The following is a 16483-nucleotide window of genomic DNA, read 5'->3' as shown; positions in this document are numbered from 1 at the left end:
GGCGAAACGGCGAGAAGGCGGGCCGCAAGTGCAAGATCGGCGAGGCGAGGCGGGAGCGGCGCGAGGACGAGGCGCGGCGCGGGGGCGGGGACGGGTGAGCGAGGGACGGGTGCGCGGGCGGCCGGGTGGAACGGCTACAGGGCGATGCCCAGGAGCGCGTCGACCGTGTCGGTGAACAGCGCCGGGGCTTCCGGGTCGTCCGTGACGCCGTTCAACGCTCCGTCGGCCCAACGGTCGGCCGCCGCCAGAGCGCCCGGCGTGTCCAGATCGTCGGCCAGGCGCTCGCGTACCTCGGCCAGCAACGCCGCCCCCGACGGCCCGGCCGGCGCGGCGGCGGCCCGCCGCCAGCGGCCCAGCCGCTCCCGCGCCTCGGTGAGCAGATCGTCGGTCCAGGAGCGGTCGGTGCGGTAGTGGCCGCTCATCAGCGCCAGCCGCACCGCCATCGGGTCGACCTTGTCGGCCCGCAGCCGGGACACGAAGACCAGGTTGCCCTGGGACTTCGACATCTTCTCGCCGTCCAAGCCGATCATGCCGGCGTGTACGTAGTGGTCGGCGAACGGCGCCTCGCCGGTGAGCCGCTCGGCGTGCGCGGCGGAGCATTCGTGGTGCGGGAAGATCAGGTCGTTGCCGCCGCCCTGCACGTCGATCCGGTCGCCGAGCAGGTTCAACGCGATGACCGTGCACTCGATGTGCCAGCCGGGGCGGCCCGCGCCCAGTTCGCCGCCGGGCCAGGACGGCTCGCCCTCGCGGGCGCCGCGCCACAGCAGCGGGTCGAGCGGGTCGCGCTTGCCGGCGCGCTCCGGGTCGCCGCCGCGCTCGGCGAACAGTTCGAGCATCTCCTCGCGGGACAGGTTCGACTCGTAGCCGAAGCGCGGGGCGGCGGAGATGTCGAAGTAGACGTCGCCGGTGCCGTCGTCGAGCCGGTACGCGGCACCGTCCTTGAGCAGCACCAGCACCTTCTCGGCGATCTCCGGGATCGACTCGACGGCGCCGACGTAGTGCGCCGGCGGGATCATCCGCAGCGCCTCCATGTCCTCGCGGAACAGCGCGGTCTCCCGCATGGCCAGGACCTTCCAGTCCTCGCCGTCGCGCTCGGCGCGTTCCAGCAGCGGGTCGTCGATGTCGGTGACGTTCTGCACGTACCGCACGTCGAGGCCGGCGTCGCGCCACATCCGCTGCACCAGATCGAACGCGATCATGGTGGCGGCGTGCCCCAGGTGCGTGGCGTCGTACGGGGTGATGCCGCAGACGTACATCGAGGCCGCGCCCTCGGGCCGGCTGGGATGGGCGCCCTGCCGCGCCGAGTCGTACAACCGCAGCGGCACGCCCTCGCCGGGCAGCCGCGGCACCTCGTGTCCCGCCCAAGACTCCATGACCGCCAGCCTAACGATCCGTCAGACGCTCGGGTGCCGCCCTACGGGTGATCAACGCGACAGCGGCTCACATCGGCGGCCAGGGCATCGCCGGCCACTCCTCGGGAGGCAGCGGGAACCGGCCGGTCCCGCGCAGCCGCTCGACGCGGGCCGCCAGCGCCGCCGTCTCGCCGATCGTCAGGTGCTCGGCGAGCTCCTCGCCGAGCGGGCCGCGAAGCTGACCGGCCAGGCCGTCGAGCATCTCCACCGCGTCCGGCGGCAGCTCGCGGCCGGCCCAGCCCCACAGCACCGTACGCAGCTTCTCCTCGACGTGGAAGCTCACGCCGTGGTCGACGCCGTAGATCCGGTCGTCCGGGCCGACGAGCACGTGACCGCCCTTGCGGTCGGCGTTGTTGATCACCGCGTCGAGCACGGCGAGCCGGGCCAGGCGGGGGTCGTCGGCGTGCGCCAGCGCGTACGCGGCGCCGTCGTCGTCGCGGGCCGCGGCCACCGGGAACCAGCGCGGCGGGATCTCCCCCGCCGGCACGAACCCGACCAGCGGCTCGGCGTCGTCCGGCTCGTCGATCCAGAGCTGGCAGGAGCCGGGACCGAACGGGCCGTCCCGCAGCACCGTGGGCGGCACCAGGTCCCAGCCGGTGGCCCGGGACACCAGGTAGGCGGCCACCTCGCGGCCGGCGAGCGTGCCGTCCGGGAAGTCCCACAGCGGGCGCTCACCGCGTACCGGCTTGTAGACACAGTGGGCGGTGACGTCGCCGAGCGCGACGACGGCGCGCAGCGTGGCGTTGGAGGCGTCGACAAGCCGCCCCTCCAGGGTCAGCTCACCGTCGGCGAGCAGCCGCAGCGCCTCGGCGCCGTCCTGTCGGGGCTGCAGTTCCGACGACGTCACCGGTGATAGCCGTTGTTCCGGGGGCAGAGGTGACCGGCCGGGTCCAGCGGCTGCCCGCACAGCGGGCAGGGGGGACGGCCGGCGTTGACGACGCGCTTGGCCCGCTCGATGAACTCGCGGGTCGCCTCCGGGGTCAGCCGGACCCGGAGCCGGTCGAGGTCGTCGTCCGGCTCGTCCGGCTCCTCGTCGGCGTCGTCGTCCGCGTCGCCCAGCTCGACCTCGACCTCCGCCTCGCCCACGGCGATCGCCTCGATCACCACTGTCGCGGTGTCCACGTCGAAGGCCAGGCCCAGCGTGCCGACGCGGAACTCCTCGTCCACCGGGGTGTCGAGCGGCTCGTTGTCGCCGCCCGTCGGCGGCGCGGCCTCCGGCAGCTGCACGCCGAAGCGACGCTGCGCCTCGGCGAGCAGCTCCTCGAGCTTCTCGGCGAGCAACGACACCTGGACCTTCTCCAGCGACACGCTGACCAGCCGGCCGCCGCCGCGCGCCTGGAGGAAGAACGTGCGCTCCCCCGGCGGGCCGACCGTACCGGCGACGAACCGCTCCGGCGGCTCGAAGGCGTGCACCTGGTGCGTCATACCCACGACCCTATCCGGCGCGTGGAAGTGCCGCGCAGCCCACCGACGCCGAATCCGCCCAGAGCGAACGCGCCGCGCCGGGCCGGCTATCCGGCCGCGCCCGCGCCCCCGCCGACCGCCGCGTCCGACTCGGCCGGCCGCGCCGCGCGCCGGCGCCGCTTGCGCGGCGGCGGGACCAGCGCCGACAGGTCGCCGCCGGTGTCGTTGAGCCGGACCAGGAACGGCCGCAGCGGCGTGTAGCGGATCGCGGTCACCGACGCCGGGTCGGCCACGATCCGCTGAAAAAGATCAAGGTGTACGCCGAGCGCGTCCGCCACGATCGCCTTGATCACATCACCGTGGCTGCACGCGAGCCAGACCGCCTCCGGTCCGTGCTCGGCGGTGACCCGCGCGTCCCACGCCCGTACCGCCGCCACCGCGCGCGCGGACATCGCCGCCATCGACTCCCCGTGCGGGAACGCGGCGGCGCTCGGGTGCTGCTGCACCACCGGCCAGAGCGGCTCCTTCGCCAGCTTCTTCAGCGACTGCCCCTCCCAGTCGCCGTACCCGCACTCGATCAGCCCGTCGTCGACCACCGGTTCGGCGTGCGGCAGCGCCAGTTCCAGGGTCTGCCGGCAGCGGATCAGCGGGCTGGTCACCACCGCCGCGAGCGGCAGCCCGGCGAGCCGCCCGCCCACCGCCGTCGCCTGCGCCCGGCCGGTGTCGTCCAGCTCGACCGGCTGCCGCCCGGCCAGGCCGCCGTCGGCGTTCGCGGTGGTCCGGCCGTGTCGCAGAAGCAGAAGGGTCGCCACGCAGACCACCCTAGGCGGTACGCCCCGACGGTGATCGTCCCGCCACGACGCCGACCTTTCCCGCCCTGACACCCCGTCCCCGCCCTCACATCCCGTCCGCGTCGATCGTGATCGCCCGTCGCATTGCGCAGCTCGTTCGTCTCGCGCGGCACTCCGCCGGAGATCTTGGAAGATTTGGGCCCCTATGAGAGCCCCTATGAGAGCCATTTCCTTCCAAGATCTCCTGAGGTAGCGGCGCACGCCGGAGATCTTGGTACGTTCCCGCCCTTGTAGGGGCCGTTCCGTACCAAGATCTCCGGCCAGCCCTGCCGTCGGCGACCCGACCTCCCACACGATCATGAGGTTGACGGTAACAAAACGGACACGAGGTGCCGTCAACCTCATGATCGACGCTTCCGGGTCACGGGAGGGTGAGCCGGGGTGTCGGGTGGGGTGGGTGTCTGGTTTCGGGGTGGTCGGGGACACCCGGGTGGCGGAATCGGTGGCGGGGCGGGGGCGTTATACCTGGTGAACGACCGCAGCAGCGTCCCCCGGCGCCCCCGGAATGATCCCGGGGCGGCGGTCGTTGGACATGTCTCCGGCCCCCGCAGCCACGGGCAGCGAGCCGGATCCCCCGAAGACTTCTCTGAGCGCCTGACGGTGCCCACGCACTCGCCCCCGGGTGCGTCGACCCCCGAATGGAGCCCCCTCATGAACACGATCCTGCGCAAGAGCATCCTCGGTATCGCCGGTCTGACCGTCGCCGGTGGCCTCGCCGCCGGCCCCCTCAACCACGACACCAGCACCCCCACCACCCGCGACGCCGCGGTCACCACCACCCAGGCCGCGAAGCTGGACAGCGCCGCGCTGATCCCGCACGGCGTGCAGGGCACCCAGTCCCGCATCGACCTCGACGACGAGCAGACCGCCAACGTCAAGGCCATCATCGCCGCCACGAAGAAGGCCGGCATGGACGAACGCGCCGCCGTCGTGTCCATCGCCACCGCGCTGCAGGAGTCGAAGCTGGAGAACCTCGGCCACCTGGGTGACCGTAACGACCACGACTCGCAGGGCCTGTTCCAGCAGCGCCCCTCCAGCGGTTGGGGCACGGTCGAGCAGATCACCGACCCCGAGTACTCCACCACCGCGTTCCTCAAGGGCCTCAAGCAGGTCGACGGCTGGCGCGACATGCCGCTGACCGTCGCCGCCCAGACCGTCCAGGTGAGCGCGTACCCCGACCACTACGCCCAGTGGGAGCAGCAGGCCGCCGACCTGGTCGCCGAGCACTGGAACAGCTGAGACAAGCAGAAGGCCGGCACCCCGAACATCGGGGTGCCGGCCTTTCGCATGACAGCGTCAGGTGGCGCTGATCGTGCCGGTGGCCAGCAGGCAGATCACCAGGCTGCCCAGCGCGACCCGGTAGAGCACGAAGACGTACAGCGTGTGGTGTGCGACGTAGCGCAGCAGCCAGGCGATGGCCGCGTACCCGACGGCGAACGCGATCAGCGTCGCCACCACCATCTGCGCCACGCTCGGCGCGGCGGTGCCGGGCGCGGACGGCTCGAAGACGTCCGGCAGGCTGAACACGCCGGAGATCACCACGGCCGGGATGGCCAGCAGGAACGAGTAGCGGGCCGCGGTCTCCCGGGTCAGGTTGAGCAGCAGGCCCGCGGTCAGCGTGCCGCCGGAGCGGGACACGCCTGGTACGAGCGCCGCGGCCTGGGCGAAGCCCATCACCACGCCGTCGCGCATCCGGAAGTTCTCCAGCGTACGGGTCTGCCGGCCCCAGTACTCGGCGAAGGCGAGCAGTACCGCGCCGATGATCAGCGTGCAGGAGATCAGCCAGAGGTTGCGGCCGGCGGTGCGGATCTGGTCCTTGAAGATCAGTCCGAAGATGCCGATCGGGATGGTGCCGACGATGACGTACCAGCCCATGCGGTAGTCGAGGCTGGAGCGCACCGAGCGGTCGAACAGGCCCAGGCACCAGGTGCGGACGATCCGCCAGATGTCCTTGGCGAAGTAGATCAGGACGGCGGCCTCGGTGCCGAGCTGGGTCACCGCGGTGAACGACGCGCCCGCGTCCCGGCCGAAGAACAGCTCCGAGGTGATCCGCAGGTGCCCGGACGAGGACACCGGAAGGAACTCGGTCAGCCCCTGGACCAGGCCCAGGACGATGGCCTCGATCCAGGTCACTCCCCGACTCCGGACAGCTCCAGCGCCTCGGCGACGGTCCGCAGGGTCTGCACCCCGCTCTCCCGGTCGGCCACGAACAGCGACACCGACAGCGTGGTCACGCCCGCGGCGGCGTACTCCCGCATGCGCTCGGCGATGCGCTCCTTCGGGCCGAGCAGCGAGGTGCGGTCGATGAACTCCATCGGTACGGCGGCGGCCGCGTCGCGCTGCCGCTTGGCCAGGTAGAGGTCCTGGACCTCGCGGGCCGCGTCGCCGTAGCCCATCCGGGTGGCGAGCTGGTTGTAGAAGTTCTGCTTGCGGCTGCCCATGCCGCCGACGTACAGCGCGGCGTACCAGCGGACCAGCTCGGCGCAGGTGGCGACGTCGTCGCCGACCACCACCGGCACGGACGGCACCACGTCGAAGCCGGCCAGTTCCTTGCCGGCGGCGGCGCGGCCGGCCCGGACCGAGGCGAGGTGCTCCTCGGCGAGCTCCGGGGAGTAGAAGACGGCCAGCCAGCCGTCGGCGATCTCGCCGGCCAGCTCCAGGTTCTTCGGGCCGACGGCGGCCAGGTAGATCGGGATGTGCTCGCGCGGCGGGTGGAAGCCCAGCCGCAGCGCCTTGCCCGGGCCGTCCGGCAGCGGCAGCGTGTAGTGCTCGCCGTCGTACGCGACCTCCTTGCGGGCCACCGCCAGCTTGACGATGTCCACGTACTCCCGGGTGCGGGCCAGCGGCTTGGCGAACCGCACGCCGTGCCAGCCCTCCGAGACCTGCGGGCCGGACACGCCCAGGCCGAGCCGGAACCGGCCGCCGGAGATCGTGTCGATGGTCGCCGCGGTCATCGCGGTCATGGCGGGCGAGCGGGCCGGGATCTGCATGACCGCCGACCCGACGTCGATCCGCTCCGTCTGTCCGGCGATCCAGGACAGGATGCTCGGCGAGTCCGAGCCGTACGCCTCCGCGGCCCACACGACCGAGTAGCCGAGCCGGTCCGCCTCCTGGGCCAATGCCAGGTGGTCGAACGGCGTGCTCCACGCCGTTTGGTATCCGAGGTTGAGCCCGAGTCGCACTGATCCTCCCGCCATCCGCACCACAGGTCGCATCAGGTTACGCAATGAGCGTGGCGCCCTCGACGTCCGGCTCACCCGAACATGTCACACCGGTCTGATGTCGCGCGGGAACTTGACTGCGGCGAGGATATCCGTGACGCCGGGTTCGAAATAAGGTTCACGCATGCAACAGCGACCGCTCGGCCGAAGCGGGCTGGCGGTATCGCGGCTCGCGCTCGGCACCATGACCTGGGGACGCGACACCGACGCCGACGACGCGGCCGCCCAGCTGAAGAGTTTCCTCGACGCGGGCGGCAACCTCGTGGACACCGCGGACGTGTACGCCGACGGCGACGCCGAATCGGTGATCGGCTCGCTGCTGGGCAGCCTGGTGGACCGCGACGAGCTGCTGATCGCCACCAAGGCGGGGCTGCGGCCGGGCAGCCGCCGCCGGGACGGCTCGCGCGGGCACCTGCTGCGCACGCTCGACGCCTCGCTGCGCCGGCTGGGCACCGACCACGTCGACCTGTGGCAGGTGCACGGGTACGACCCGGACACGCCGCTGGAGGAGACGCTCTCGGCCCTGGACCATGCCGTGTCGAGCGGGAAGGCCCGCTACGTCGGCGTGTCGAACTTCTCCGGCTGGCAGACCGCCCGCGCCGCCGCCTGGCAGGCCGCCTGGCCGGGGCGCGCCCCGGTGGTCGCCGCGCAGGTGGAGTACTCGCTGCTGGAGCGCGGCGTGGAGCGGGAGGTGCTGCCCGCCTGCGCCGGGATGGGGCTGGGCGTGCTGCCCTGGTCGCCGCTGGGCCGGGGCGTGCTGACCGGCAAGTACCGCAACGGCCGCCCGGCCGACTCGCGGGCGGTGTCGCCGCACTTCGAACGGTTCGTCGCCACCTACCTGGAGCCGCGCTGCTCCAGCATCGTGGAGGCGGTCGCCATCGCGGCCGGCGGGCTCGGCGTGTCGCCGCTGGAGGTGGCGCTGGCCTGGGTCCGGGACCGGCCGGGCGTGACCGCGCCGATCCTGGGCGCCCGGACCGTCGGGCAGCTGCTCGGCGCGTTGCAGGTGGAGCGGATGACGCTGCCGGAGGAGATCGTCACGGCGCTGGACGACGTGTCGGCGGTGCCGGTGGGCTACCCGGAGCGCGACGGATGAGCCGCGCCGGGGCGGTCCGGGTCACCGTCAGGGGGTGGCGGAGGGCCCGCGACCTGGGCAGCATAGGGGCATGGACTACGAATACGCGCCGCTGCGGTTGCCTTCGAACGTCGATCGGCTGACCGCCGCGGCGCAGCTGGCGATCCAGGCCGAGTTCTCCGGTTGGGAGCTGGCCCGGGTGCGGCTCTACCGGGACGGCACGCGGCAGGTGGTGCTGCGGCGCCGCCTGGTGAACAAGCCGCAGCCGGGCCTGTCGTACTGACGGGCCCGTCCCCGGGGCCGCGCGACGCGGCGCCGCCCCGGGGACGCGCACGGCCTAGTGCGCGTGGTCGTGCTCCTCGTCGAGCTCCATGAACGGGTGCTCGTCGAGCCGGCCGACCAGCCGGTCGTCGGCGGCGGGCTGGAACGGCCCGACCGGGTCGTCGTCGTCGAACGACTCCAGGTCGACCGGGGTGCCGACCTCGCTGACCATGACCACGCCGTCGAGCGGCTCCAGCTCCGGCACGTCCAGCGCGGACAGCGAGCCGTCGCCGCTCTGCAGCAGCTCCAGCACCGCCTCGCCGACGCCCTCCACCGGGGCCGGCTCGTCGTCCTCCGGGGTGCCGTCGCGGCGGGCCGCCTCGGCGGCACGCAGCAGCGCGGCGACGCTCGGCACCCGGTAGTCACGCCGCTGCCGCACCGAGATGACCCGCGGGTGCGGGTCGGTGGGCTCGCCGCCCTCCACGGCGCCGAAGCGCTCGTCGGCCTCGTCCGGGTCGATCGACTCCACGTCCCAGGGCGTCACCTCGCCGAACGCGTCGAGCAGCTGCTCGTCGTAGGCGAACGAGGCGTTGTTCAACGCGACGTACGCCTGCCAGACGGCGTCGTCGTCGATCCGGCCCTGAGCGGCCCGGACGGCGGCCAGGTGGGCGCGAGCGGCGTCGATCACCCGCTCGAGGGCGGCATCCAGCTCACCGTGCTGGTCGGTCATGTGTGGCAGTCCCTTCGCGATGGGGGGAGGGTTCCGTGCCGACGGCGCCGCTGTGGGCGCGGTCAGCAGGTACGCAGGAAGCGGTCCAGAACCCGCACGCCGAACTGTAGTCCGTCCAGCGGAACCCGCTCGTCGATGCCGTGGAACAGGCCGGAGAAATTGAGGTCGGCGGGCAGCCGCAGCGGCGCGAAACCGAAGCAGCGGATGCCGAGCCGGGAGAACGCCTTGGCGTCGGTGCCGCCGGAGAGCATGTACGGCACCGGGTGGGCGCCGGGGTCCTCGGCGCGCAGCGCGGCCGACATGCCCGCCACCAGGTCACCGTCGAACGTGGTCTCCAGGGCCGGCTGGCGCTGGACGTACTCGATGGCGATGTCCGGTCCGACCAGCTCGCGCAGCTGCCGTTCCAGCTCCTCGCTCTGCCCGGGCAGGCTGCGGCAGTCGATGGTGGCGGTGGCCCGGCCGGGGATGACGTTGTCCTTGTAGCCGGCGGCCAGCCGGGTCGGGTTGGCGGTGTTGCGGATGGTCGCGCCGATGATGTTGGCGATCGGGCCGAGCTTGGCGATCGCGGTCTCCGGGTCGTCCGGGTCGATCTCGATGCCGAGCACGTCGGACACCTCGGCCAGGAAGGCGCGTACGGTGTCGGTCATCACCACCGGGAAGCGGTGCCGGCCGATCCGGGCGACCGCCTCGGCCAGCGCGGTGACCGCGTTGTCGTCGTGCATCATCGAGCCGTGGCCGGGCCGGCCCTTGGCGTGCAGGCGCAGCCAGTCGATGCCCTTCTCGGCGGTCTCGATCAGGTAGAGCCGGCGCTGCTCGTCCACGGAGTAGGAGAAGCCGCCGACCTCGCCGATCGCCTCGGTGCAGCCGTCGAACAGGTCGCGGTGCCGCTGGGTGAGGAAGTGCGCGCCGTAGTCGCTGCCGGCTTCCTCGTCGGCGGTGAACGCGAGCACGATGTCGCGCCGGGGGCGGACGCCGGCGCGCTGCCAGCCGCGGACCACGGCGAGGACCATGGCGTCGAAGTCCTTCATGTCGATCGCGCCGCGGCCCCACAGGTAGCCGTCGCGGATCTCGCCGGAGAACGGGTGCACCGACCACTCGTCCGGGTCGGCGGGCACGACGTCGAGGTGGCCGTGCACGAGCAGCGCGTCGCGGCCCGGCTCGGTGCCGGGGATGCGGGCGACCACGTTCGCCCGGCCGGGGGCGGATTCGTGGATCTCGGCGTCGACGCCGGCCTCGGCGAGCTTCTCCGCCACGTACTCGGCGGCGCGCCGCTCCCCCACGCTGGTGTCGTTGTCGCCGGTGTTCGTGGTGTCGATGCGCAGCAGGTCGCGGCAGAGGTCCACGACCTCGTCGGTGGCGTCGGGCCGGGCGGGGAGGGCGTCGCTCGTCATCGCTTCCTTATATCAGCAGGCGGGGTCGTCGCGGCCGTCGGTGCGCGCCGCGGTTTCGTGGATCTCCCGGCCGGGTACCGGCGGAGGCGCCCGGGACATCGACCCCGGCCGTCACGAGGAGGGCCCCATGACCGTCCCGCTGCCGCCGCTGCCGCCCGCCGCCGACGACGCGTACCGGCCGGGTGGGCGAAGCGTGGCCGACCTCGTGGACACCGAGCACCGGGCGCTGCTGGGGCTGGCCGACCGGGTCAGCGACGCGGCGCTGACGGCGGCCGAGCGGCGCGACGTGCTGGACGTGCTGACCGCCGCGGTGTCCCGGCACCTGTCGGCCGAGGAGCAGTACCTGTTCCCGGCGGCCCGGGCCGCCATGCCGGACGCCGTCGAGCTGGTGGAGCGGGAGATCGAGGCCGACGCCGGGCTGCTGACCGCGCTCAAGGAGCTGTCCGGCGCGGACGACCCGGCGGTCGCCGACGTGGCCGAGCGGGTGCGCCGGCACGTCAGCCGCGTCGCCGCGCTGGTCACGCCGCTGCGGGAGGTGGCGAGCGACGCCGAGCTGATCCGGCTGGGCAACCGGTGGGAGATCGCGGAGGAGGCGGCGCCGACCCGGCCGCACCCCGGTACGCCGGCCACCCCGCCCTGGAACAAGATCGTCGAGCCGGCGGTCGGGGTGCTCGACAAGGTGCGCGACGCGGTCTCCGGACGGCGTACCCGGCTGAGTGACCTGGAACACCGCCGCCAGAGCTGAGCCGATCGCCCCTTTCGCGTATCGGTTCGTGGTCCTACCGTCACGGTATGGATCTGGAGCTGCGACACCTGCGTGTGGTCTGCGCGATCGCGGAGACGGGGAGCGTCACCAAGGCCGCCTCGGCGCTCGGCCTGGCCCAGCCGGCGTTGACCGCCCAGCTTCAGCGGATCGAACGGGCGCTGGGCGGGCCGCTGTTCGAACGGGACCGCCGCGGCGCCCGCCCGACCGCGCTGGGCGAACTGGTGCTGGACCGGGCGCGGGTGCTGCTGCCGGCGATGAAGGGCCTGCGGGACGAGGCGGCCCGGATGGCCGGCGCGGGCGACCCGCTGCGCCGCTACCGCTTCGGCGGGGTGAACAGCCCGATCATGGGCCGGCTGGTGCACCGGCTCGCCGCCGAGCGGCCGGACGCGCAGATCACCACGTACGCCTCGTGGTCGGTGGACGAGCTGGCGCAGATGGTGGCCGGCGGCCGGCTCGACTTCGCCCTCACCGGGGTGTGCGGCGACTCGACGCCGTCGGCGGGGTTCGGGCTGAGCTGGCGGGAGGTGGCGGTGGAGCCGATCTGCGTGTTGCTGCCGCAGACCCACCCGCTGGCCGGTCGCGCCGAGATCGACCTGGTCGACCTGAGTCACGAGCGGTGGGTGGCCGCGCCGGGCGACGGCTGCTTCGGCGACTGCTTCGCCGCCGCGTGCGCCCGCGCCGGCTTCACCCCCAAGAAGGTGTACGAGGCGGACGTGCGGGCCGCCCTGGAGCTGGTGGACGCGGGCGAGGCGGTGGCGTTGTGCCAGGCCACGTTCCGGCCGGTCGCCGGGCTGGTCACGCGGCGGCTGGCCGGTTCGCCGCTGCGCTGGCGGCTGCTGCTCGGCTGGCACCCGGACGTGCCGGCGGCCGCGGTGGCCGACCCGGTGCTGGCGGCGGCGGTGGCGGCGTACACGGACGCGCTGGCCAACCATCCCGACTATCTGGGCTGGTTGCTGGCGCACCCGGAGTTCGGCGTGCAGCCCAACGGCACCGGCGGGGTGCGAATCGCCTGAACCCGGGTAACACCGGCGACATGACTGATCTGTATCCGGCCGCCGACCAGCGGGAGCTGCTGCGTCAGGCGGCCACCGCGCACACCACCGCCGCCGCCGAGGTGGAGGCGTTCCTGCGGCGGCTGCCGGAGGTGCCGGACCCGGCCGACGTCACCGAGTACGCCAACCTGCTCAGCCGTGCGGAGCGGGCCCGGGACGACCTGCTGGCCGCGGCGGACGCGGCCGGGCTGCGGCTGCCCAGCCTGGAGTCGGAGTAGACGCCGGCGCCCGGGTGGGTGACCCGCCCGGGCGCCGGCGTACCGGCTCAGCGTTCGATCAGGACGTCGTGGCCGAGGTCGAGCAGGGCGTGCCGCCACTCGTCGTCGGCGTTGCCCCGGCGTGGCCGCTGCGCGGTCAGCTCCCGGATCCGGGTGATCGCCTCGCGCATCACCTCGATGTCCTCCGGCGTGAGGTCCACCTTGCGCTTGCGCAGCACGGCGAGGATCTGCCGGCCGGGTTCGGGCAGGTCGAGGTCCGGGCCGGGGCCGAACGCCTCCTCCCCCGAGCCGCGGGTCAGCAGCCACTGCCGCAGCGTCTCGGAGGACACGTTCACCTCGGCGTGGAAGTCGTCCCAGATCACCTCGACCTCGGGGTCGAGTCGCGCCTCGCGTGCCATCACGCCTCCTCTGCCGGCGGCGGCCCGGATGCCGGCTCGCCCTCGTTCGGTGTGTGCTGCTTCAGGCCCTCCGGCGGCACCCGCACCCGGGACGGGTTCGCCGTCGGGGCCGCCTCGATCGGCTCACCGGCCCCGATGTCGCCGTCGGGGACCTCCTCGGGTTCGGTCATGTCCGCCCTTTCGATCCGTCGGTGACGAGGCGGTCCGGCCCGTGGGAACGGACCGTCGCCGGTCATCGGGGATGAGACGTGGTGGCTGCCGCGTGCCCGCGTTCACCGGCGGTGACGTCGAATACCAGCTGGTCGTCGCGGGCGTCGACAATGACCTTCTGCCCCGGGGATATCTCGTTCTCCAGCAGCATCCGGGACAGCCGGTTGTCGACCTCGCGCTGGATCACCCGGCGCAGCGGGCGGGCGCCGAACTCCGGCTGGTAGCCGTGCTCGGCGAGCCAGTCCACGCCGGCGGTCCTGAAGTCCACCTGGATGTCCTGGGCGTGCATGCGGCGGCGGGTCTCCTCCAGCAGCAGCCCGGTGATCTGGCGCAGCTGCTCGGCCTCCAGCCGCTGGAAGATGATCACCTCGTCGATGCGGTTGAGGAACTCCGGGCGGAAGTTCTCCTGGAGCCGGCGCATCAGCCGTTCCCGCAGCTCGTCGCTCTCCTGCTGGCCGGGCGCGCCGCTGGCGAAGCCGACGGTGCGCTGGGCGCCGGTGATCAGCTCCGAGCCGAGGTTGCTCGTCATGATCAGCACGGTGTTCTTGAAGTTCACCGTCCGGCCCTGGCTGTCGGTGAGCCGGCCGTCGTCGAGCACCTGGAGCAGGATGTTGAACACGTCCGGGTGCGCCTTCTCGATCTCGTCCAGCAGCACCACCGCGTACGGGCGGCGGCGGACCGCCTCGGTGAGCTGGCCGGCCTCCTCGTAGCCGACGTACCCGGGCGGCGCGCCGACCAGCCGGCTGACCGTGTGCCGCTCCTGGAACTCGCTCATGTCCACCCGGACCATCCGGTCCGCCTCGCCGAACAGCGCCTCGGCCAGCGCGCGGGCCAGCTCGGTCTTGCCGACGCCGGTCGGGCCGAGGAACAGGAAGCTGCCCATCGGCCGGTTCGGGTCGGCCAGCCCGGTACGGGAGCGGCGCACCGCCTCGGAGACGGCGCTGACCGCGTCGTCCTGGCCGATGATCTTCTCGTGCAGGTGCCCCTCCAGGCGCAGCAGCCGGTCGCGTTCCTCCTCGGTGAGCTGGGTGACCGGGATGCCGGTGGCCCGGGAGACCACCTCGGCGATCTCCGTCGGCCCCACCTCGGGCACGTGGTTGGGTCCCTCGTCGCCGCGGGCGCGGCGCACCTGGTCCTCCAGCTCGGCGACCCGGTCGCGCAGCGCGGAGGCCCGCTCGTACTGCTCGTCGGAGACCGCCTGCTCCTTGTCCCGGCGCGTGTCCTCGAGCTGCTGCTCCAGCTCGCGCACGTCCTCGGCGGGAGTGCGCGTCCGCAGCCGCACCCGCGCGCCGGCCTGGTCGATCAGGTCGATCGCCTTGTCCGGCAGGAACCGGTCGGTGACGTACCGGTCGGACAGCTCACCGGCGGCGATCAGCGCCTCGTCGGTGAACCGGACCTGGTGGTGCGCCTCGTACCGGTCGCGCAGCCCGCGCAGGATCGCCACGGTGTCCTCCACGCTCGGCTCGGGCACCAGCACCGGCTGGAACCGGCGGGCCAGCGCGGCGTCCTTCTCGATGCTGCGCCGGTACTCGTCGAGCGTGGTCGCGCCGATGACCCGCAGCTCGCCGCGGGCCAGGGCCGGCTTGAGCATGTTCGACGCGTCCATCCCGCCCTCGCTGCCGGCGCCGCCGGCGCCGACCAGCGTGTGGATCTCGTCCAGGAAGATGATCAGCTCGTCGCGGTGGGCGCGGATCTCGTCGATCACCTTCTTCAGGCGTTCCTCGAAGTCGCCCCGGTAGCGGGTGCCGGCGACCAGGCCGGACAGGTCGAGCTGGATCACCCGCTTGCCGATCAGCGTCTGCGGCACGTCGCCGTCGCAGATCCGTTCCGCCAGCCCTTCCACGATCGCGGTCTTGCCGACACCGGCCTCGCCGATCAGCACCGGGTTGTTCTTGGTCCGCCGGGACAGGATCTCCACCGCCTGCTCGATCTCGTCGGCGCGGCCGATCACCGGGTCGATCTGGTCCATCCGGGCCAGCTCGGTGAGGTCCTGCCCGTACTGGTCGAGGGTGGGGGTGCCGCGGTCCGGGCGCGGCGTGCCGGCCGCGCCCCGCTCGGCGCTGGCCGCCTGCAACGACTCCGGCTGGATCCGGCCGGCGGCGAGCATCCGGCCGGCCGGCGACTCGGGGTTCAGCGGCAGCGCCATCAGGATGTGCTCGGGACCGATGTAGTTGGCGCCCATCGCGCGGGAGAGCTGGTGCGCGTCCAGCAGCGCCCGCTTCGCGGCCGGGGTCAGCGACAGGTTCGGCGGCACCTCGCCCCGGGGCGCGCCCTCACCCCGCCCGCCGAGCGCGTTGACGAGCGTGTCCGGGTCGGCGCCGGCCCGGCGTACCAGGTCGCGCAGCGGCTCGCGCTGCAACGCCGCCCAGAGCAGGTGGTCGGTGTCCAGGTCGTTGCTGTGCTTCTGAGCGGCCCGGCGGGCCGCGTCGGCGAGCATCTCCCGGGCGTCGGCGGTCATCAGTCGGGTGATGTCGACCCGGTGCGCCGGTCGGCGTCCCCCCTCGCCCCGGCCGAAGTATCGGGCCAGGAACTCGTCCCAGGGGTCGTTGCCGAAGTCACCCGGTCCCATCATCATCGTCCTCCGCAGTCGGTCGGCACGACCGGTACCCGGCACGCGCGGCACGGTCGGCGGTGGCTACCCGGCGGTCGGCGCGACAAACGCGACCGGATGGCAGGCTGAGGGCATGGAGAGCAGACCGCTGCTGGTCGTGGACGGCGCGAACGTGGTGGGCTCGCGCCCGGACGGCTGGTGGCGGGACCGGGCCGGCGCGGCCGCGCGCCTGCGCGACGCGCTGGCGTCCGTCGGGGAGGCGGGCCTGCCGCCGGAGCTACCCCCGCCGGTGCAGGTGGTGCTGGTGGTGGAGGGCGCGGCCCGGCACGTCACCTCGGCGCCCGGCGTCGAGGTGGTGTCCGCGCCCGGCTCCGGCGACGACACGGTGGTGGAGCTGGTGGCCGCCGCGCCGCAGCGGCGGCGGGTGGTGGTCACCGCCGACCGGGAGCTGCGCGAGCGGGTGACCGCGCTCGGCGCGGAGGTACGCGGCCCGCGCTGGCTCGGCCGCTAGATCATCCGGTTCCGTCAACGGGACCGGCGGGCTCGCCGACGGGACCGGCGGCGAGGTCTTCGCGCACGTCAGGGGCACAACCGGACACGCGGGCGACAACCGCCTGAGGGTGGATGCTCGCCCACTCGTTCCGATGGGTTGTAATGGAGATCTCTTTTGCCCCCAGGAGGTTCCGTGGCGAGCGTCGCCGAGCTGAAGGCCGCCATCGATGTCGCTCTCCAGCAGATCGGTGACGGCCAGACAGCGGTGCAGGCAGCGGGCGAGAAGCTGGCCGAGGCACAGCAGACCCTGGCCGGCGCGCTGGAGGGCAGCGGCCACGAGACGGTCGAGGCGGCCCAGGCCTCGCTGACACAGGCCAGCCAGGAGCTGGAGGAGTGTCTCGCCGCGACACTCGTCGCGGTCGAGCAGGCGCAACTCTACGTCGCGACGCTCTGA

The 16483-nt window shown here is 73.2% G+C and carries 19 protein-coding genes; 8 read left to right on the top strand and 11 right to left on the bottom strand.

What is annotated here, in order from left to right; genetic code table 11:
- Positions 1–134: 134 nt before the first annotated feature.
- The 4 genes from mshC to PVK74_RS04835 form a co-directional block, all read right to left on the bottom strand.
- Positions 135–1373 carry a cysteine--1-D-myo-inosityl 2-amino-2-deoxy-alpha-D-glucopyranoside ligase gene (gene mshC / locus PVK74_RS04850; RefSeq protein ID WP_113973719.1) on the bottom strand — a complete coding sequence of 413 codons (1239 nt, stop codon included), beginning with the start codon at positions 1371–1373 and terminating at the stop codon, positions 135–137.
- Positions 1374–1440: 67 nt separating this feature from the next.
- Entirely contained in the window at positions 1441–2259 is an 819-nt protein-coding gene (locus tag PVK74_RS04845; protein WP_209961694.1) for an SCO1664 family protein, read from the bottom strand.
- Positions 2256–2837, bottom strand: a complete 582-nt coding sequence (locus PVK74_RS04840) for a DUF3090 domain-containing protein (protein ID WP_043324423.1) — start codon at positions 2835–2837, stop codon at positions 2256–2258. Before PVK74_RS04840 ends, PVK74_RS04845 begins: the two co-directional genes overlap by 4 nt.
- Before the next feature lie 86 nt (positions 2838–2923).
- Positions 2924–3637: a histidine phosphatase family protein gene (locus PVK74_RS04835; protein ID WP_274478293.1), complete on the bottom strand. Its 714-nt coding sequence runs from the start codon at positions 3635–3637 to the stop codon at positions 2924–2926.
- A 681-nt stretch (positions 3638–4318) separates the two neighbouring features.
- On the opposite strand from PVK74_RS04835, the gene PVK74_RS04830 reads away from it, so the two are divergent.
- On the top strand, positions 4319–4906 hold the full coding sequence (locus tag PVK74_RS04830) for a hypothetical protein (protein WP_274478292.1): 588 nt from the start codon (positions 4319–4321) through the stop codon (positions 4904–4906).
- Positions 4907–4963: 57 nt separating this feature from the next.
- Here the strand turns inward: PVK74_RS04830 and PVK74_RS04825 are convergent, their stop codons facing one another.
- Positions 4964–5800, bottom strand: a complete 837-nt coding sequence (locus PVK74_RS04825) for an undecaprenyl-diphosphate phosphatase (protein WP_043324430.1) — start codon at positions 5798–5800, stop codon at positions 4964–4966.
- Positions 5797–6849: an LLM class F420-dependent oxidoreductase gene (locus PVK74_RS04820; RefSeq protein ID WP_274478291.1), complete on the bottom strand. Its 1053-nt coding sequence runs from the start codon at positions 6847–6849 to the stop codon at positions 5797–5799. Before PVK74_RS04820 ends, PVK74_RS04825 begins: the two co-directional genes overlap by 4 nt.
- A 163-nt stretch (positions 6850–7012) precedes the next feature.
- On the opposite strand from PVK74_RS04820, the gene PVK74_RS04815 reads away from it, so the two are divergent.
- Positions 7013–7981: an aldo/keto reductase gene (locus PVK74_RS04815; RefSeq protein ID WP_030504007.1), complete on the top strand. Its 969-nt coding sequence runs from the start codon at positions 7013–7015 to the stop codon at positions 7979–7981.
- Between the two features lie 70 nt (positions 7982–8051).
- Positions 8052–8243, top strand: a complete 192-nt coding sequence (locus PVK74_RS04810; RefSeq protein WP_043324435.1) for a DUF5703 family protein — start codon at positions 8052–8054, stop codon at positions 8241–8243.
- 54 nt (positions 8244–8297) lie between these two features.
- On the opposite strand, the gene PVK74_RS04805 is transcribed toward PVK74_RS04810, so the two are convergent.
- Positions 8298–8951 (bottom strand): hypothetical protein, encoded by a 654-nt coding sequence (locus PVK74_RS04805; RefSeq protein ID WP_030504008.1) that lies wholly within the window; start codon positions 8949–8951, stop codon positions 8298–8300.
- 62 nt (positions 8952–9013) lie between these two features.
- Positions 9014–10342, bottom strand: coding sequence for a M20/M25/M40 family metallo-hydrolase (locus tag PVK74_RS04800; RefSeq protein WP_043324436.1), 1329 nt, complete (start codon positions 10340–10342; stop codon positions 9014–9016).
- Between the two features lie 127 nt (positions 10343–10469).
- On the opposite strand from PVK74_RS04800, the gene PVK74_RS04795 reads away from it, so the two are divergent.
- The 3 genes from PVK74_RS04795 to PVK74_RS04785 are packed head-to-tail and all read left to right on the top strand — an operon-like array spanning position 10470 to position 12378.
- Positions 10470–11087 (top strand): hemerythrin domain-containing protein, encoded by a 618-nt coding sequence (locus tag PVK74_RS04795; protein ID WP_043324439.1) that lies wholly within the window; start codon positions 10470–10472, stop codon positions 11085–11087.
- Between the two features lie 47 nt (positions 11088–11134).
- Positions 11135–12121, top strand: a complete 987-nt coding sequence (locus PVK74_RS04790) for a LysR family transcriptional regulator (protein ID WP_043324440.1) — start codon at positions 11135–11137, stop codon at positions 12119–12121.
- A gap of 20 nt (positions 12122–12141) precedes the next feature.
- A complete protein-coding gene (locus PVK74_RS04785) occupies positions 12142–12378 on the top strand; it encodes a hypothetical protein (RefSeq protein WP_043324442.1) in 237 nt (78 codons plus the stop codon).
- A 47-nt stretch (positions 12379–12425) separates the two neighbouring features.
- On the opposite strand, the gene PVK74_RS04780 is transcribed toward PVK74_RS04785, so the two are convergent.
- The 3 genes from PVK74_RS04780 to PVK74_RS04770 all read right to left on the bottom strand — a co-directional run bounded on the left by PVK74_RS04780 (position 12426) and on the right by PVK74_RS04770 (position 15558).
- On the bottom strand, positions 12426–12776 hold the full coding sequence (locus tag PVK74_RS04780) for a DUF3140 domain-containing protein (RefSeq protein ID WP_043324444.1): 351 nt from the start codon (positions 12774–12776) through the stop codon (positions 12426–12428).
- Positions 12776–12946 (bottom strand): hypothetical protein, encoded by a 171-nt coding sequence (locus PVK74_RS04775; RefSeq protein ID WP_166456064.1) that lies wholly within the window; start codon positions 12944–12946, stop codon positions 12776–12778. Before PVK74_RS04775 ends, PVK74_RS04780 begins: the two co-directional genes overlap by 1 nt.
- Positions 12947–13008: 62 nt before the next feature.
- Positions 13009–15558, bottom strand: coding sequence for an ATP-dependent Clp protease ATP-binding subunit (locus PVK74_RS04770; protein ID WP_064446117.1), 2550 nt, complete (start codon positions 15556–15558; stop codon positions 13009–13011).
- A 112-nt stretch (positions 15559–15670) separates the two neighbouring features.
- On the opposite strand from PVK74_RS04770, the gene PVK74_RS04765 reads away from it, so the two are divergent.
- Both PVK74_RS04765 and PVK74_RS04760 read left to right on the top strand, forming a co-directional pair.
- Complete coding sequence (locus PVK74_RS04765) at positions 15671–16048, top strand: PIN domain-containing protein (RefSeq protein ID WP_043324447.1); 378 nt, start codon at positions 15671–15673, stop codon at positions 16046–16048.
- Positions 16049–16222: 174 nt separating this feature from the next.
- The gene (locus PVK74_RS04760; protein ID WP_030504016.1) at positions 16223–16483 is read left to right on the top strand and encodes a hypothetical protein; all 261 of its coding nucleotides are present in this window, start codon (positions 16223–16225) and stop codon (positions 16481–16483) included.

Origin of the sequence: Micromonospora chalcea (genome assembly GCF_028768405.1) — a bacterium.
GTDB classification, from domain to species: Bacteria; Actinomycetota; Actinomycetes; order Mycobacteriales; family Micromonosporaceae; genus Micromonospora; species Micromonospora chalcea.
Note: the sequence above shows the minus strand (reverse complement) of the source record. Positions and strands in the feature narration are given on the sequence as shown.

Bases quoted from the DNA above. Each gene is read 5' to 3' on its own strand.
- PVK74_RS04770 (WP_064446117.1), bottom strand. From the start codon at position 15,558: ATGATGGGACCGGGTGACTTCGGCAACGACCCCTGGGACGAGTTCCTG.
- PVK74_RS04785 (WP_043324442.1), top strand. From the start codon at position 12,142: ATGACTGATCTGTATCCGGCCGCCGACCAGCGGGAGCTGCTGCGTCAG.
- PVK74_RS04810 (WP_043324435.1), top strand. From the start codon at position 8,052: ATGGACTACGAATACGCGCCGCTGCGGTTGCCTTCGAACGTCGATCGG.
- mshC (WP_113973719.1), bottom strand. From the start codon at position 1,373: ATGGAGTCTTGGGCGGGACACGAGGTGCCGCGGCTGCCCGGCGAGGGC.
- PVK74_RS04775 (WP_166456064.1), bottom strand. From the start codon at position 12,946: ATGACCGAACCCGAGGAGGTCCCCGACGGCGACATCGGGGCCGGTGAG.
- PVK74_RS04795 (WP_043324439.1), top strand. From the start codon at position 10,470: ATGACCGTCCCGCTGCCGCCGCTGCCGCCCGCCGCCGACGACGCGTAC.
- PVK74_RS04800 (WP_043324436.1), bottom strand. From the start codon at position 10,342: ATGACGAGCGACGCCCTCCCCGCCCGGCCCGACGCCACCGACGAGGTC.
- PVK74_RS04805 (WP_030504008.1), bottom strand. From the start codon at position 8,951: ATGACCGACCAGCACGGTGAGCTGGATGCCGCCCTCGAGCGGGTGATC.
- PVK74_RS04815 (WP_030504007.1), top strand. From the start codon at position 7,013: ATGCAACAGCGACCGCTCGGCCGAAGCGGGCTGGCGGTATCGCGGCTC.
- PVK74_RS04830 (WP_274478292.1), top strand. From the start codon at position 4,319: ATGAACACGATCCTGCGCAAGAGCATCCTCGGTATCGCCGGTCTGACC.
- PVK74_RS04840 (WP_043324423.1), bottom strand. From the start codon at position 2,837: ATGACGCACCAGGTGCACGCCTTCGAGCCGCCGGAGCGGTTCGTCGCC.
- PVK74_RS04780 (WP_043324444.1), bottom strand. From the start codon at position 12,776: ATGGCACGCGAGGCGCGACTCGACCCCGAGGTCGAGGTGATCTGGGAC.
- PVK74_RS04765 (WP_043324447.1), top strand. From the start codon at position 15,671: ATGGAGAGCAGACCGCTGCTGGTCGTGGACGGCGCGAACGTGGTGGGC.
- PVK74_RS04790 (WP_043324440.1), top strand. From the start codon at position 11,135: ATGGATCTGGAGCTGCGACACCTGCGTGTGGTCTGCGCGATCGCGGAG.